The sequence below is a fragment of the Winogradskyella eximia genome, from assembly GCF_003386165.1.
In the GTDB taxonomy this organism is placed as follows: Bacteria; Bacteroidota; Bacteroidia; order Flavobacteriales; family Flavobacteriaceae; genus Winogradskyella; species Winogradskyella eximia.
This window is the reverse complement of sequence record NZ_QRDV01000002.1, coordinates 262,796-277,322: the sequence shown is the minus strand read 5'-3', so window position 1 is coordinate 277,322 and position 14,527 is coordinate 262,796. Positions and strand designations below refer to the sequence as shown.

The 14,527-nt window shown below is 31.0% G+C and carries 13 protein-coding genes; 7 read left to right on the top strand and 6 right to left on the bottom strand.

Annotation, left to right across the window (positions count from 1 at the left end; translation table 11 throughout):
- Positions 1-7: 7 nt before the first annotated feature.
- From DFQ10_RS06900 to DFQ10_RS06885, 4 genes are all read left to right on the top strand, one after another.
- Complete coding sequence (locus DFQ10_RS06900) at positions 8-1,420, top strand: hypothetical protein (RefSeq protein ID WP_115816674.1); 1,413 nt, start codon at positions 8-10, stop codon at positions 1,418-1,420.
- A 250-nt stretch (positions 1,421-1,670) separates the two neighbouring features.
- Positions 1,671-3,530: a DNA topoisomerase IV subunit B gene (locus DFQ10_RS06895; protein WP_115816673.1), complete on the top strand. Its 1,860-nt coding sequence runs from the start codon at positions 1,671-1,673 to the stop codon at positions 3,528-3,530.
- Positions 3,527-4,000 (top strand): hypothetical protein, encoded by a 474-nt coding sequence (locus tag DFQ10_RS06890; protein ID WP_115816672.1) that lies wholly within the window; start codon positions 3,527-3,529, stop codon positions 3,998-4,000. The genes DFQ10_RS06895 and DFQ10_RS06890 overlap by 4 nt, the downstream gene beginning before the upstream one ends.
- Positions 4,001-6,682, top strand: a complete 2,682-nt coding sequence (locus tag DFQ10_RS06885; protein ID WP_115816671.1) for a DNA gyrase/topoisomerase IV subunit A — start codon at positions 4,001-4,003, stop codon at positions 6,680-6,682.
- On the opposite strand, the gene DFQ10_RS06880 is transcribed toward DFQ10_RS06885, so the two are convergent.
- From DFQ10_RS06880 to DFQ10_RS06860, 5 genes are all read right to left on the bottom strand, one after another.
- Positions 6,679-7,623: a hypothetical protein gene (locus tag DFQ10_RS06880; protein WP_115816670.1), complete on the bottom strand. Its 945-nt coding sequence runs from the start codon at positions 7,621-7,623 to the stop codon at positions 6,679-6,681. The two genes, DFQ10_RS06885 and DFQ10_RS06880, sit on opposite strands and share 4 nt — an antisense overlap.
- 3 nt (positions 7,624-7,626) lie before the next feature.
- Entirely contained in the window at positions 7,627-9,036 is a 1,410-nt protein-coding gene (locus DFQ10_RS06875) for an MBOAT family O-acyltransferase (RefSeq protein ID WP_115816669.1), read from the bottom strand.
- A gap of 150 nt (positions 9,037-9,186) precedes the next feature.
- Positions 9,187-9,978 (bottom strand): TerC family protein, encoded by a 792-nt coding sequence (locus DFQ10_RS06870; RefSeq protein ID WP_115816668.1) that lies wholly within the window; start codon positions 9,976-9,978, stop codon positions 9,187-9,189.
- 4 nt (positions 9,979-9,982) lie between these two features.
- On the bottom strand, positions 9,983-10,369 hold the full coding sequence (locus DFQ10_RS06865) for a hypothetical protein (protein ID WP_115816667.1): 387 nt from the start codon (positions 10,367-10,369) through the stop codon (positions 9,983-9,985).
- 40 nt (positions 10,370-10,409) lie between these two features.
- Complete coding sequence (locus DFQ10_RS06860) at positions 10,410-10,796, bottom strand: helix-turn-helix domain-containing protein (RefSeq protein ID WP_115816666.1); 387 nt, start codon at positions 10,794-10,796, stop codon at positions 10,410-10,412.
- Positions 10,797-11,098: 302 nt separating this feature from the next.
- Between DFQ10_RS06860 and DFQ10_RS06855 the strand changes: the two genes are divergently transcribed.
- The 3 genes from DFQ10_RS06855 to DFQ10_RS06845 all read left to right on the top strand — a co-directional run bounded on the left by DFQ10_RS06855 (position 11,099) and on the right by DFQ10_RS06845 (position 13,381).
- Complete coding sequence (locus tag DFQ10_RS06855) at positions 11,099-12,244, top strand: M14 family zinc carboxypeptidase (RefSeq protein WP_115816665.1); 1,146 nt, start codon at positions 11,099-11,101, stop codon at positions 12,242-12,244.
- A 74-nt stretch (positions 12,245-12,318) separates the two neighbouring features.
- The gene (locus DFQ10_RS06850) at positions 12,319-12,798 is read left to right on the top strand and encodes an Lrp/AsnC family transcriptional regulator (RefSeq protein WP_115816664.1); all 480 of its coding nucleotides are present in this window, start codon (positions 12,319-12,321) and stop codon (positions 12,796-12,798) included.
- Positions 12,799-12,865: 67 nt separating this feature from the next.
- Complete coding sequence (locus tag DFQ10_RS06845; protein WP_115816663.1) at positions 12,866-13,381, top strand: DinB family protein; 516 nt, start codon at positions 12,866-12,868, stop codon at positions 13,379-13,381.
- Here the strand turns inward: DFQ10_RS06845 and aroB are convergent.
- Positions 13,378-14,448: a 3-dehydroquinate synthase gene (gene aroB / locus DFQ10_RS06840; RefSeq protein ID WP_115816662.1), complete on the bottom strand. Its 1,071-nt coding sequence runs from the start codon at positions 14,446-14,448 to the stop codon at positions 13,378-13,380. The two genes, DFQ10_RS06845 and aroB, sit on opposite strands and share 4 nt — an antisense overlap.
- Positions 14,449-14,527: the final 79 nt, after the last annotated feature.

The following is a 14,527-nucleotide window of genomic DNA, read 5'->3' as shown; positions in this document are numbered from 1 at the left end:
TGCATAAATGATAAACGATATAAAAAGAATAAGCTTTAAACAGATTTTATTTTTTTTGGTGTGTGTTTTGGTAGTTGAATTTTTACTACTAAAACACACACCTTTTTTTTGGGATGCTGTTAGTAAATCTGGTCGTGCCAGTTGGATTTATGCTCATGGTCTTTCGGAATTTATTGTGCCAACTGAACTTAATTCTGGTCATCCACCATTATGGGTCGGTTTATTGGCTGTTTTTTGGACTATATTTAATAAGGCTCTTTGGTCTTCAAGATTATTATTGCTGCTAGTTAACATAGGTGTTGTGTGGCAAATTATTGTACTGTGTAAAAATAATTTTTTAAAAACAGTTTCTGCTTTAGCTGTTTTTTTAGTCTGCTTAGAGCCTACTTTTTTAGCTCAAACAACAAATTTAAACAACGATATGCTATTGTTGTTTTTTACTTTATTAGCCTTAAATTCTCTTATTAAATCAAAATCAGTACTATTTACATTAGCATCAACAGGTTTGTTGTTTACCAACCTTAGAGGAATTTATATTGTAATTGCCATTGCTATAATTCATGTCATATATGCGAGATTCAAATTAATTGAAATTAAAAAGTCCATCTATTTTGGTTATCTATTTGCTGTGTTAACTTTTGCTGTGTTTTGCTATTTTCAATATGAAAAATTAGGATGGTTTATAATCAGTCAAAATGAAAACTATAATGAGCATAGGCAATCTGTAGGTTTAAAACAAATACTAACTAACATTGTTGTTTACGTTAAAATTTTTCTAGAATATGGACGGTTTATAATAGCCATATTTCTATTGCCATTACTCTTTAAATATCTAAAAGATAAAACAAGAAATGATGTTAGAATAGATAGAATGATTGTTGCCTTTTTTGTATTTGTATTGGTTTACTTTTTAGGGATGGTGCCATTTTCTAATCCATTTGGAGATCGGTATTTTATGATATGCTACCTATTAGCTATTGTATTGCTTGTTAATTTAATAGAGTATTATAATGTTCGTAAAAAAATAGTAATTTATACGCTGATAGTCTTCATGTTTGTTATAGGTCATTTTTGGATTTATCCGGCAACACTATCGCAATCTTGGGATAGCTCGTTAGCTTATTTAAATATTTATAATGTGGAAGAGCAAATGGAACATTATATAAATTCTAGAGGCATTAAACCTTCTGATATTGGAACACGAATTAATCTTAATAGCCGTGATTATTCAGAATTTAAGATGTTAGCAGAAACGGATCGTTATGCTCAATTTAATATAGAGACCAATAAATTTATATTGCTTTCAAATATTGAAAACCAGACTAAAGATGAAGAGTTAAATTACGTAATAACACATTGGAAGTTGGTTAAAACTTATTCTCAGTTAGGTGTTTTTATGTCTTTATATCAAAAGGAGTAGTCTAAATGATGGTTTTATAAAGTTTTTCGCATTATTCTATTTTTTGTTGATATTAAACCTATGCTTATCAAAAAAAACTAGAGGAATTAGCCGTGAGAAGACTAAATTATCAAGTTTTAAGATTATCTATTCAAAACATCAATGTTCTCAACATAGTAATGCATTATTGTTAATTACTTTACGTCAACCTTATTTCATGTTTTAAGGTATAGTCTTATATTAGCATTTCATCTAAATTTTACCAACTTTTATGTCAGAACAGTCTAATTATACTGAAGATAATATACGCTCACTCGATTGGAAAGAACACATCCGTATGCGACCAGGTATGTATATCGGGAAATTAGGAGATGGTTCTTCACCAGATGATGGTATTTATATTCTTCTAAAAGAGGTTTTAGACAACTCTATAGATGAGTATGTAATGGGCGCAGGTAAAACCATTGAGATTTCTGTGCAAGGCGAACGCGTTATAGTTAGAGATTATGGACGTGGAATTCCATTAGGAAAAGTGGTAGATGTTGTGTCTAAGATGAATACAGGTGGAAAGTACGATTCTAAAGCTTTTAAGAAATCAGTTGGTTTAAATGGTGTAGGTACTAAGGCTGTAAATGCACTGTCTTCATATTTTAGGGTAGAATCAACTAGAGATGGAAGATCTGCTTCTGCCGAATTTGAACAAGGAAATCTTACCAACCAAGATTTATTAGACGATACATCAAGAAGAAAAGGGACTAAGGTTTCGTTTATTCCAGATGAAATTATCTTTAAAAAATATAAGTATAGAAACGAGTATATCGTTAAAATGCTTAAAAATTATGTATACTTAAATCCAGGTTTAACCATAGTTTTTAATGGCGAAAAATATTTTAGTGAAAATGGCTTAAAGGATTTATTATCTGAAAATATAAATGAATCAGATATGCTGTATCCTATTATTCATCTTAAAGGTGATGATATAGAAATCGCTTTAACACATAGTAAAACGCAGTATAGTGAAGAATATCATTCATTTGTTAATGGTCAAAACACCACACAAGGTGGAACGCATTTAGCTGCCTTTAGAGAGTCTTTAGTAAAAACCATTAGAGAGTTTTATGGTAAAAGCTATGAAGCTTCGGATATTAGAAAGTCTGTAGTGTCTGCGATTGCTATTAAAGTGATGGAGCCTGTTTTTGAGAGTCAGACCAAAACCAAATTAGGTTCAACTGATATGGGAGGCGAATTGCCTACGGTTAGAACTTATATTAATGATTTTGTAAAGAAATATTTAGACAACTTTTTACATAAGAATCCAGATTCTGCTGAGAAAATTCAGCGTAAAATTCTTCAAGCTGAGCGAGAGCGTAAAGAATTATCTGGTATTAGAAAATTAGCAAAAGATAGAGCTAAGAAAGCGAGTCTTCATAATAAAAAGTTACGAGATTGTCGTGTGCATTTTGGTGATATAAAAAATGAACGCTATTTAGATACCACTTTGTTTATTACTGAGGGAGATTCGGCTTCTGGTAGTATTACAAAGTCTCGTGATGTCAACACTCAAGCGGTTTTTAGCTTAAAAGGAAAGCCCTTAAACTGTTATGGATTAAGTAAGAAGATTGTTTATGAAAATGAAGAATTCAATTTACTGCAGGCCGCTTTAAACATTGAAGAATCACTGGAAGATTTACGTTATAACAACGTTGTAATTGCAACAGATGCCGATGTCGATGGTATGCACATTCGTTTATTATTAATAACATTCTTCTTGCAATTTTTTCCAGAAGTGATAAAAGATGGTCATCTGTATATATTACAAACGCCATTGTTTAGAGTTAGAAACAAGAAGGAAACTATTTATTGTTATTCTGAAGAAGAACGAAGAAATGCCATGGAGAAATTGAAGCCAAAACCAGAAATTACTCGATTTAAAGGTTTAGGGGAAATTTCGCCAGATGAGTTTGTGCATTTTATAGGTGAAGATATTCGTTTAGATCCTGTAATGTTAGATAAGGATATGTCTATTGAAGAATTATTATCTTTCTATATGGGAAAAAACACACCTACACGTCAAGAATTTATAATTGACAATCTAAAAGTTGAATTAGATGTTGTTGAAGATACATTATGAGAACAGATAATCGAAACGTAAAAAACACCATAATTTCAATCTATTTTGTATTGGTAGTTGCTGCAGGTTTGTTAGCTACCGTTTTTAACTCTATTAACTTATTTGAAGGGAGTTCGTTGTTTGTTTTAGTGGGTTTGATTTTAGCAGTTATTATTGTTCATTTCTTAGCTAGGTATTTTGAATATGATAGTGATGGCTCTAAAATTGTGATTACTAATAGTGGATTAATCTTAACGGATTTTATTAACTACAGAGAAAACAAAGTAGAAATTTCTAAGCACAAATTAATGGGTTTTAAAATTCATAATTATTTGTTTTATAGGGTTTTGGTGGTTGCGATAGAAAACAGTGATGGTTCGTTTATTAAAGAACGTTTTAATATTACACTTTTAAAACGAAAAAAATTGAAGTACGTAAAACAATCATTACGCAAAATTTTAAAACAAAACATAAAGCATAAAGAAGGATAGATGTCAGAAGAACATGAAGAGTTGTTAAATGAAGATAATGGTAGCCAAGAAACGATTACAAAGGTTACCGGAATGTACAAAGAGTGGTTTCTAGATTATGCATCTTATGTAATCTTAGAGCGTGCTGTACCTGCTATTGAAGACGGTTTTAAACCAGTGCAGCGTCGTATAATGCATTCTATGAAAGATTTAGATGATGGACGTTACAATAAGGTAGCAAACATTGTTGGTCATACCATGCAATATCATCCGCATGGTGACGCAAGTATTGCAGATGCCATGGTGCAAATTGGACAGAAAGATTTGTTAATTGATACTCAAGGGAACTGGGGAAACATATTAACAGGTGATAGGGCAGCAGCATCTCGTTACATTGAAGCTCGTTTATCTAAGTTTGCTTTAGATGTTGTTTATAATCCTAAGATTACAGAATGGCAAGCATCTTATGATGGTAGACGTAAAGAACCAATAAATTTACCAGTAATGTTTCCTTTGCTTCTTGCACAAGGAGGAGAAGGTATTGCAGTAGGTTTATCTACAAAAATATTGCCTCATAATTTTATAGAACTTATTGATGCATCTGTAAAACATCTTAAAGGCAAACGATTCACTATTTTACCAGATTTTCCCACTGCCGGAATTGCAGATTTCACAAACTATAATGATGGTTTAAGAGGTGGAAAAGTTAGAGTTAGAGCACAAATTTCTCAGCGAGATAAGAATACTCTCGTCATTACAGAGATTCCTTTTGGTACTACAACATCTTCGCTTATAGATTCTATTCTTAAAGCGAATGATAAAGGTAAAATTAAGATTAAGAAAATTGAAGATAATACAGCTGCAGAAGTAGAAATCTTAATTCATTTACCTTCTGGTTTGTCGCCAGATAAGACAATAGATGCATTGTATGCTTTTACGAGTTGTGAAACGTCAATTTCTCCATTGGGTTGTGTTATTGAAGATAACAAGCCGTATTTTGTAGGTGTTACTGAAATGTTGCGTCGCTCAACTGATAATACAGTTCAACTTCTTAAGAGTGAATTAGAAATAAGGCTTGGTGAGTTTCAAGAGCAATGGCATTTTGCGTCATTAGAGCGTATTTTTATTGAAAAAAGAATCTATCGTGATATTGAGGAAGAGGAAACTTGGGATGGAGTTATTAGCGCTATAGATAAAGGACTTCAACCGCATATTAAACATTTAAAACGTGCTATTACAGTTGAAGATATTACACGTTTAACAGAAATTAGAATTAAGCGTATTTCTAAATTTGATATCGATAAAGCACAGCAAAAGATTGATGCTTTAGAAGATCAAATCGCTGAAGTAAAACATCACTTAGCTAATCTAATCGATTATGCTATAGCATATTTTGAAAGATTGAAAAAAGAATATGGTGAAGGAAAAGAGCGTAAGACCGAAATAAGAGTCTTTGAGGATGTTGATGCTACTAAGGTTGTCATTCGAAATACAAAGCTTTATGTTAATAGAGAAGAAGGTTTCATTGGCACTGCGTTAAAACGAGACGAATATGTTTGTGATTGTAGTGATATCGATGATATTATTGTGTTTACCAACGATGGCGTTATGATGGTGACAAAGGTAGATTCTAAAACTTTTATTGGTAAGAATATCATCCATGTAGCTGTCTTTAAGAAAAAAGACAAACGTACAGTCTACAATATGATTTATCGCGATGGTAAAGGCGGACCGTCTTACGTAAAACGATTTGCAGTAACTAGTATAACCAGAGATCGTGAATATGATTTAACTAATGGAAGTAAAGGTTCTGCGCTTTGGTATTTTTCTGCTAATCCAAATGGAGAAGCTGAAGTAGTTACTATTTTGTTACGTCAAGTAGGTGGAATTAAGAAATTGAAATGGGATTTAGATTTTGCAGATGTGCTAATTAAAGGAAGAGCATCTAAAGGTAATCGCGTAACAAAACATGCTATTAAACGTGTTGAATTAAAAGAAAGAGGTGTATCTACTCTTAAGCCACGTAAAATTTGGTTCGATGATACGGTTCAGCGATTAAATGTTGATGAAAGAGGAGAGTTGATTGGAGAATTTAGAGGAGAGGATAGATTGCTTATAATAAATCAATCTGGAATGGTTAAATGCATCATCCCAGAATTATCGACTCATTTTGATAGTGATATGATTGTTTTGGAAAAATGGATTCCTAAAAAACCAATTTCTGCTATATATTATGATGGTGAAAAAGAACGATATTATGTTAAGCGTTTTTTAATAGAGCAAGAAGGGAAAGAGGAGTCTTTTATTTCTGATCATGCAGATTCACAATTGGAGATTGTTTCTACGGATTGGAGACCTGTGGCAGATGTAGAATTTACCAAAGAACGTAGTAAAGAGCGCAAGCCAAATCTAGAAGTTAATCTTGAAGAATTTATTTCAGTGAAAGGAATTAATGCTCTTGGTAATCAGTTGACTAAGGATAAGATAAATCAAATTAATTTATTGGACCCATTGCCTTATGAAGAACCAGAAGAAGTGCATGCAGATGAGTTAGAAGTTGTTGATGAGGAAACCATTAACACTTCGGAAACTAGTTCTGAAAACATTAAAAATGAATCTGAGCCAAAGACAATAGTTAAAAAAGATGATGTTGATGATCAGGATTTAGATATTGATGATAAAGGGCAGGTGACGCTATTTTAAATTTTATTGGATTTATATTTATCTAATAAAAATATAGAAAAAGCTTCTGCTCCAGTTTTAGACATATGAGTTTTGTCTTTCCAATAGGAATTGTCTTTATTGTCTTTATATAGATTTGTGAAATCCCAATAGGTTAAGCCTAAATCTTGCATTATTTCTCCAAGCTTTTTATTGTCTGTACTGCAAGTGTCATTGTACATAGGTGAGGTTACAAACAAAAAGGTTTTATTCGGTGATTTTTCTGTAAACGTTTTAATGGATTTTAAATATCTTAAAGCTAAAGGATTAATTTTAGGATTATCCACGCATTCATCATTTTGATTGTCTTTGGACAATACTAAGTCTCTCATTGTTTCCTGATCTGAATTTACGATAAGTGGATCGTAGCCATTATGAGTTTTGTAATCATAACTAGGTTTAAAATAATTTTTTAAAATACCTATGGCATTTCCATTGTAATTCATGCTATAAAAAACGCGTTGTAATTGAGATAGCTCACCAGATTCATTTAAGGCATCAGTGATTTTATCATCTCTCTGGTATTTGGTTTTTAAACCTCTAATATCAGATCCGTCATAATTTGCATCAATGAAATTTTTAGTGTCAATATGTACTAGTATAAGTTGCTTTTTCTCTTCATTTAAAGTGTTAATGAGTGTACTATTATAAGCAATCCCTACACCATCAATTCCCATATTGAATCCATTATCACTAAACAATTCAACATCAATATGTCTGTTAGCTCTAGAATTTCCAAACACTAAAAAGTCAGTATTATCCTTTAATGATAAAAAATGATTGAGCTTGCCAATAGCTTGACCTGTCATTACTTTATCACTAATTTTGTTTAAACCAAAGAAAACTAGCTTATCTAGTCCATAACTAATTAATAGTGTTAAGACGACGATTTTTAAAAGCTTTTTAATTATTTCTGAATTCATAATCTAAAATTGAAAATAAATAAAGTTCTCAGCTGTAGAATAGAACAGACAAAGCATTAATATTATAATTGATACAATAATTGAAAGTTTAACCGAACTGAAGCGTGTGCCATACTCTTCTAAAGAAACATCTGATCTAAATATTTTTAAATCAATTAAAAAACCTATTAAAAGTAATAAAACAGCATTTACAAAGGCATTAATATTACCAATAAAAAGAGGGCCATAATCAAAGCTAAATATTTCAGTTATTATTGTTGATGCTGAATGAAAATCTGGTGCTCTAAAGAATATCCAGGCAACAAGGACAACAACAAAAGTATAGATGTAGCCAAAAGCATTAAATGTTTTTATATTTAGTGCTGAAAATGTATATTTTTCTAAACTCAAGAAAAGGCCATGAATGCCTCCCCAAATTACAAAATTCCAAGAACTACCATGCCATAAGCCACCAATTAGCATTGTTAATAGTAAATTTCTGTATGTAATAATAATGCCTTTTCTATTTCCACCTAAAGAAATGTATAAGTAATCTCTTAACCAAAATGAGAGCGACATGTGCCATCTTCTCCAAAATTCAGTAAGTGTTCTTGAGAAATATGGAAAATTAAAATTTCTATTAAATTTAAATCCAAAAAGCTTTGCGCTACCAATAGCAATATCTGAGTAGCCAGAAAAATCAAAATAAATTTGAAAAGCATAGAAAATAGTAGCAACCAATAATGTGGAGCTGTTGTGTATTTCGTAATTACTATAAACAGAATCTACATAAATCCCTAAATTGTCTGCAATAGCAACTTTTCTAAATAAGCCAATAAAAATTTGAAAAATACCAGTCTTTATTAGTGTAATATTAAGATTACGCTTTCTTTCTATTTGTGGTATTAAGTTAGAGGCTCTCTCAATTGGACCAGCAACTAGTTGAGGAAATAAACTAACAAAAGTAAAAAAGCCAACAATATCTCTGCTTGCCTTTATTTGATTGCGATATATATCTATACTATAGCTTAGTGTTTGAAAAGTATAAAAGCTGATACCAACAGGTAGGATTATATTTAACGTTAAATCGTTAACTTCCCAGCCTATGTTAGACATTGTGCTCGCAAACGAATCGGCGAAAAAGTTGTAATATTTAAAAACACCTAGTAATCCTAAATTAGAAAAAAGACTAACTAGTAACCAGTGTTTTTTGTTTTTATCTCCTATGGCATCTTCAATCTTTTGTCCAACAAAGTAATCTAAAAAAGAACTAAATATAATTAGTGACAAAAATCTATAATCCCACCAGCCATAGAATATGTAGCTAGATATAAGCAATAAGATATTCTGCTTTTTGTAGCTATTCTTAAGCAACCAATAGATAATAAAGACTACAGGTAAAAAAATGAGGTATTCTAGTGAGTTAAATAGCATTAACTTAGTGTTTTATAGATTTGGGTCTGTTTTAAAAACATGTTAATTTCGTCGAAATATAGTGATTCCAAATTGGCATATCCAAATAAGTGGTGTAAATTTAGTTAAGCGGAATAAAAACAACGTTCTATAGCTATAATACTAGAGAATCTATGATTTTTTATTTTTAACGGTTTTGAAATTAATAAATTCGACAAAAATCGAAAAGGCAATAGCAAAATATAAGTAGCCTTTAGGAATCGCTCCAACGGTTTTACCGAATAGTTCCGTTTCAGATAAATGTGCAGCTTCTGTGATAAGCATAAAGCCTATAAGAATTAAAAAGGCTAATCCTAAAATTTGAACACTTGGATGAGTGTCAATAAATTTTCTAATTGGATTTGCGAAGCCTATCATTATACCAATTGATATTATTACAGCAATAATCATTAGGATAAGCGTGTAATTATGATTTGGATGTAAGCCATTAGTCATACCTACAGCTGTAAGTATTGAGTCTATTGAAAAAATAAAATCAATGACCATTATTTGCACAACGGCATTACTTAATGATTTAATTGGTTTCGATTTTACTTGGTCTTCATCATGAGAAGGGTTTTCTACTTTTTCTCTAATTTCAGAAGTGCTTTTGTAAATTAAAAACAAGCCACCAGCAAATAATATTATTGCTTGCCAACTAATACCAACCGATAACCAACTCGTTTTAATAGAATAGAAAGGTTCACTAAGCCCAACTAAAAAAGACACAAAGAATAATAAGATTATACGCTGAACCATAGCAAGAAGCAACCCGACATTAGTCGCTTTACCTCTTTGGTGTTCTGGTAATTTATTTGCAGCAATAGAAATAAATACAATATTATCTATGCCAAGTATAATCTCTAAAAACGTTAAGGTTAATAATGCCATAATAGCATCGGAAGTCAGCAGAAAATCTAGCATAAGGCTAATTTATTTTAGTTGCCACACCTTTTTCAACATTTAAAGGTTTGTTTGGTCTTTTTGCAGCAAGTTTATATTCAAAAGTATAAGAGTTTTCTGAGGTGGATAGGATTTTCATATGAATAGCATCCTTCTCTGAATTACTTGTAGGATGTAGCTTTTTCAGTATGAATTCGCAATCATTAATCCAGCGCACTGAAGAAGAATCTGCAATACCATTATGATAATCTATATTGTAGTTTTCTGTTCTTTTAAATTTACTCGTTTGCTCAACACCATCAATAGTATAAGAGAACTCAAACGTACCCGTTTTAAAATCTGAACATTCTCTTTCAATAGAATAGCAGCTTGTTAATAATATTAATAGTAGTAGTACGGATAAGACTTTCATTTTAATCTTTTTACAAAGATAATAAATAGCCTAATAAAAATTACGGATGGTAACTCTTAAAAGTGCCGTCTTTATAAAAAATAACAATTTTTTCAATTTCAGAATCAGAACTAGGAATGGAGTCTGTTTTTGGAATGGAAGTTTGTGGTTTGGAAATTGACTTGGATGGAATAGAAACTGGAGCTTCTGATATTTTAGATGTGTTTGGGAAATCCCCTTTGCCATTCATTAGCCAATATAATTCTACTTCAGGATAGGAGTGAAGTACCTTCATTACAAAGTCTAAACTTGGCTTATTTCTGCCAGATAAAATATGAGAAATACTAGAGCGCTGTACACCAATTTTTTCAGCAAAACTAGAAGCTGTTTCGCTGTAAAAGTCTATCACTTTTTGTAGTCTTTCTGTAAATTCAGGGGAGTTTATCATTGTAAACTATGAGTTTAAATATATAACGTTACAAATGTAACAAATAGTATTGATATAGGTGTTACATATTTTATATATGACTCGTATTCATTAAACTTTTAGTTTGGTTAATTGGCTTAATTAGCTGATAAATAATATTTTATGAGCTTAAATTAATTTGTGGTATTTTTCTAGACTTAATAATACTGATTAGCTTAGGTTGGAGAATGCTATTTGTTTACTATTGTAACATATTTGCAAAATACAGTTGTTTACAATTGTAAAAAATCAAATGATTACATTTGTAACATCAAAATTATAATATGAATTTAGAGCTTTTGAATGCTGTATTTGCATCAGTAAAAACACCCGAATTACTTGGTCGTTATATCACCAATTCTCACATTGAAAAATGCTTCAATAAATTTCCTGAATCTATAATTTCCAGGATCGGAATATCGGTAGAAGAGCGACCAATTTATAGTTTAAAATTTGGTAATGGTCCAATCAAAATATTACTATGGTCTCAAATGCATGGTAACGAATCTACATCGACAAAAGCTCTTTTTGATTGTTTTAATTTATTTAAAAACGGTAGTAAGATCACAGAGCACATTCTTAATAAATGCACTTTGGTAGTTATTCCTATATTAAATCCTGATGGAGCGGAAAGATATACACGTATAAATGCTAACCTTATAGACTTAAATAGGGATGCGCAAGATTTATCTCAACCAGAAAGTAAGGTGTTAAGAGAAGTGTATAATAATTTTAAACCTGATTTTTGTTTTAATCTTCACGGGCAGCGAACTATTTTTAGTGCCGGAGAAACTAATAATGTGGCGACACTGTCGTTTTTGTCACCTGCTCAAGACAAAGAGCGATTACTAACTCCCAATAGAAAAGTGGCAATGGCCATTATTGGAGAATTAAATGCAATGTTACAGAATGAAATTCCTAATAATATAGGTCGATATGATGATGGGTTTAATCTGAATTGTGTTGGTGATACCTTTCAGAATTTTGGAGTACCAACGTTATTATATGAAGCTGGTCATTTTGCTAATGACTATGATAGGGAAGAAGTAAGGCGTTTAATGTTTATTGCTATTTTAAAAGGTCTCGATTCAATTAGTAAAGGTGTAACTGAAGTGAATTATAAAGCTTATTTTGATATTCCTGAAAACGAAAAGTGTTTTTATGATATAATTATAAGGAATGCAAAGCTAAATGAATCGGATAGTAATTTAGTGGATATTGCTATTCAGTACGATGAAGTTTTGATTGATGGTGAAATACAATTTACACCTAAAATTTCTGAAATTTCTAAATCAAATTCAAAGTTTGGCCATAAAGAAATAAATGCGAATGGTCGTATTTTGCAAATGACAGAAAATTCCGTGTTAAATTTAGGTAACGAAATCGATTTCGTAATGCTGAATAATGAAAGAATCTCACTAAAACCGTAAAATAATTCATTTATAATACATAATCGTTAAATTAAATGTCTTATTTTTGCGTTTACCTTAAAGATTATATAATTATGGCAAAGTTTAAATTAGACGAAGTAGATCATCAAATCCTTGATATGCTTATTGATAATACACGTATTCCTTTTACTGATATAGCAAAGAAATTATTGATTTCTGCAGGTACAGTTCATGTTCGTGTAAAGAAAATGGAAGAAGCAGGTATTATTATGGGATCTTCATTAACATTAGATTATCAAAAACTTGATTATTCATTCATCGCTTATGTTGGTGTTTATCTTCAAAATACGTCACAGACAAAATTTGTTTTAGAGCGTATTTATAATATTCCTTATGTAACAGTTGCTCATATTACAACTGGTAAATTTAATATCTTCTGTAAGATTAGAGCTAAAGATACTATGCACGCTAAGGATATTATCTTTTTGTTAGATGATATTGAAGGTGTTTATAGAACAGAAACTATGATTTCTCTAGAGGAAAGCTTAAATGACAAAAAACGATTAATGCATACCATTTTTAATGAATTGTAATTAATTTATTATACGATACACAAAAGCCCTTACTTTAATTGATAAGGGCTTTTTTAATTTATAAACTATGATTTCTACCAATCTAAATTCTAATGAATTCCACCCTTACTATAAGTTATATATTGATAATGCTACTGATTTAAATATCATTGAAAGTTTAAAGCAAAATTTAGATTCAGTAGTGTCTTTTTATAACGGTATTACTGAAGAAAAGCATGATTATTCTTATGCGGAAGGTAAATGGACTATAAAAGATGTTTTACTTCATATTATTGATACAGAGCGCATTTTTACTTATAGAGCCTTACGTATTGCAAGGCTAGATAAAACCCCTTTACCTGGTTATGAGCAAGACGATTTTGCAATAACCGCTAAAGCAACCAAGCGCTCTTTAGAGAGTATACTTGACGAATACAAAGCGGTAAGGCATGCATCAATTGCATTGTTTAATAGTTTTGATGCTGAGACTTTAGAGCAAATAGGTGAGGCAAGTGGTTCTCCAATCTCTGTAAGAGCTATAGGTTATATTTTAACAGGTCATGAGAATCATCACAACCAAGTGATAAAAGAACGATACCTTTAGTTTGCGTAATAATCAAAAGCTTCTGCGATAAGTGCGTCACTAACAATACAATCAGTTTTTGGTTGTCCGATAGCCTCAAGAAGTACAAATTTTACGATGCCATGGCTATTTTTCTTGTCGTATTGTAATAAATCTATGATGTGTTTTTGATCATTTTTATTTATTTCAACTTTTGAAAACGTTTTTAAAATACCTTCCGATATTATTTCTAATTCTTGGGTACTTAATCCACAAACCTTAGTAGATAAATACGTTTCTAATAGCATGCCAATAGCAACAGCTTCTCCATGTAATAAAGGTGTTTTGTCTGCATTTTCTAAAAAATAACTTTCTATGGCATGGCCTAAAGTATGTCCAAAATTCAATATTTTTCTAAGGCCTTGTTCTTTAGGATCAGATGTAACAACCTTATTTTTAATAACAATGGACTCATAAATTAGTTGGTCTAAATCTGAAAGATCTAAGTTTTCAAGGTGTGTTAACGTGTTCCAATACGCTTTATCGTAAATTAAACCATGTTTTAACATTTCGGCAAATCCAGAAACCATTTCGTTTTGCGGAAGTGTATCTAAAAAGGAGGTATCTACACCAACTATTTCACCTTCATTTATAATACCAATTTGGTTTTTTAGGGATCCTAAGTCGACTCCTGTTTTTCCACCAACAGAAGCATCTACCATAGCTAATAATGACGTTGGAATATTAATGTAAGTAATGCCTCGCATATATGTGCTTGCAACAAAACCACCTAAATCCGTGACAACTCCACCTCCTAAGTTTATTAATACACTTTTTCTGTCCGCATTATATTCAGACAATGCTTCCCATACACCTGTACAAATATCTATGGTTTTATGGTCTTCTCCATTAGGCATTTCCATAACTTCAATGTTAATGTCACCAGATTCTAGGCGTTCTAAAAATTTAGGTAAACAATAATCATGTGTATTGGTATCTACTAATATAAATATCTTGGAAGGTTTATTCGTTTTTATATAGTTATTTAACTCTGTATATACTTCTGAATTAAAAAATACTGTAGCGTTATTTGTTGAAATTGACTTCATGATAGATCTTCTCTAAATTTTAATGTGAAAATACTTCCTTTTTTTAAAAAAAAGTAAAGCTAATAATAAATATATTTGT

Excerpts from the sequence above, each read along its gene's own strand:
- DFQ10_RS06900 (WP_115816674.1), top strand. The coding sequence starts at position 8 with ATGATAAACGATATAAAAAGAATAAGCTTTAAACAGATTTTATTTTTT.
- DFQ10_RS06875 (WP_115816669.1), bottom strand. The coding sequence starts at position 9,036 with ATGCTATTTAACTCACTAGAATACCTCATTTTTTTACCTGTAGTCTTT.
- DFQ10_RS06870 (WP_115816668.1), bottom strand. The coding sequence starts at position 9,978 with ATGCTAGATTTTCTGCTGACTTCCGATGCTATTATGGCATTATTAACC.
- DFQ10_RS06880 (WP_115816670.1), bottom strand. The coding sequence starts at position 7,623 with ATGAATTCAGAAATAATTAAAAAGCTTTTAAAAATCGTCGTCTTAACA.
- DFQ10_RS06845 (WP_115816663.1), top strand. The coding sequence starts at position 12,866 with ATGATTTCTACCAATCTAAATTCTAATGAATTCCACCCTTACTATAAG.
- DFQ10_RS06895 (WP_115816673.1), top strand. The coding sequence starts at position 1,671 with ATGTCAGAACAGTCTAATTATACTGAAGATAATATACGCTCACTCGAT.
- DFQ10_RS06885 (WP_115816671.1), top strand. The coding sequence starts at position 4,001 with ATGTCAGAAGAACATGAAGAGTTGTTAAATGAAGATAATGGTAGCCAA.
- DFQ10_RS06890 (WP_115816672.1), top strand. The coding sequence starts at position 3,527 with ATGAGAACAGATAATCGAAACGTAAAAAACACCATAATTTCAATCTAT.
- aroB (WP_115816662.1), bottom strand. The coding sequence starts at position 14,448 with ATGAAGTCAATTTCAACAAATAACGCTACAGTATTTTTTAATTCAGAA.
- DFQ10_RS06865 (WP_115816667.1), bottom strand. The coding sequence starts at position 10,369 with ATGAAAGTCTTATCCGTACTACTACTATTAATATTATTAACAAGCTGC.
- DFQ10_RS06855 (WP_115816665.1), top strand. The coding sequence starts at position 11,099 with ATGAATTTAGAGCTTTTGAATGCTGTATTTGCATCAGTAAAAACACCC.
- DFQ10_RS06850 (WP_115816664.1), top strand. The coding sequence starts at position 12,319 with ATGGCAAAGTTTAAATTAGACGAAGTAGATCATCAAATCCTTGATATG.
- DFQ10_RS06860 (WP_115816666.1), bottom strand. The coding sequence starts at position 10,796 with ATGATAAACTCCCCTGAATTTACAGAAAGACTACAAAAAGTGATAGAC.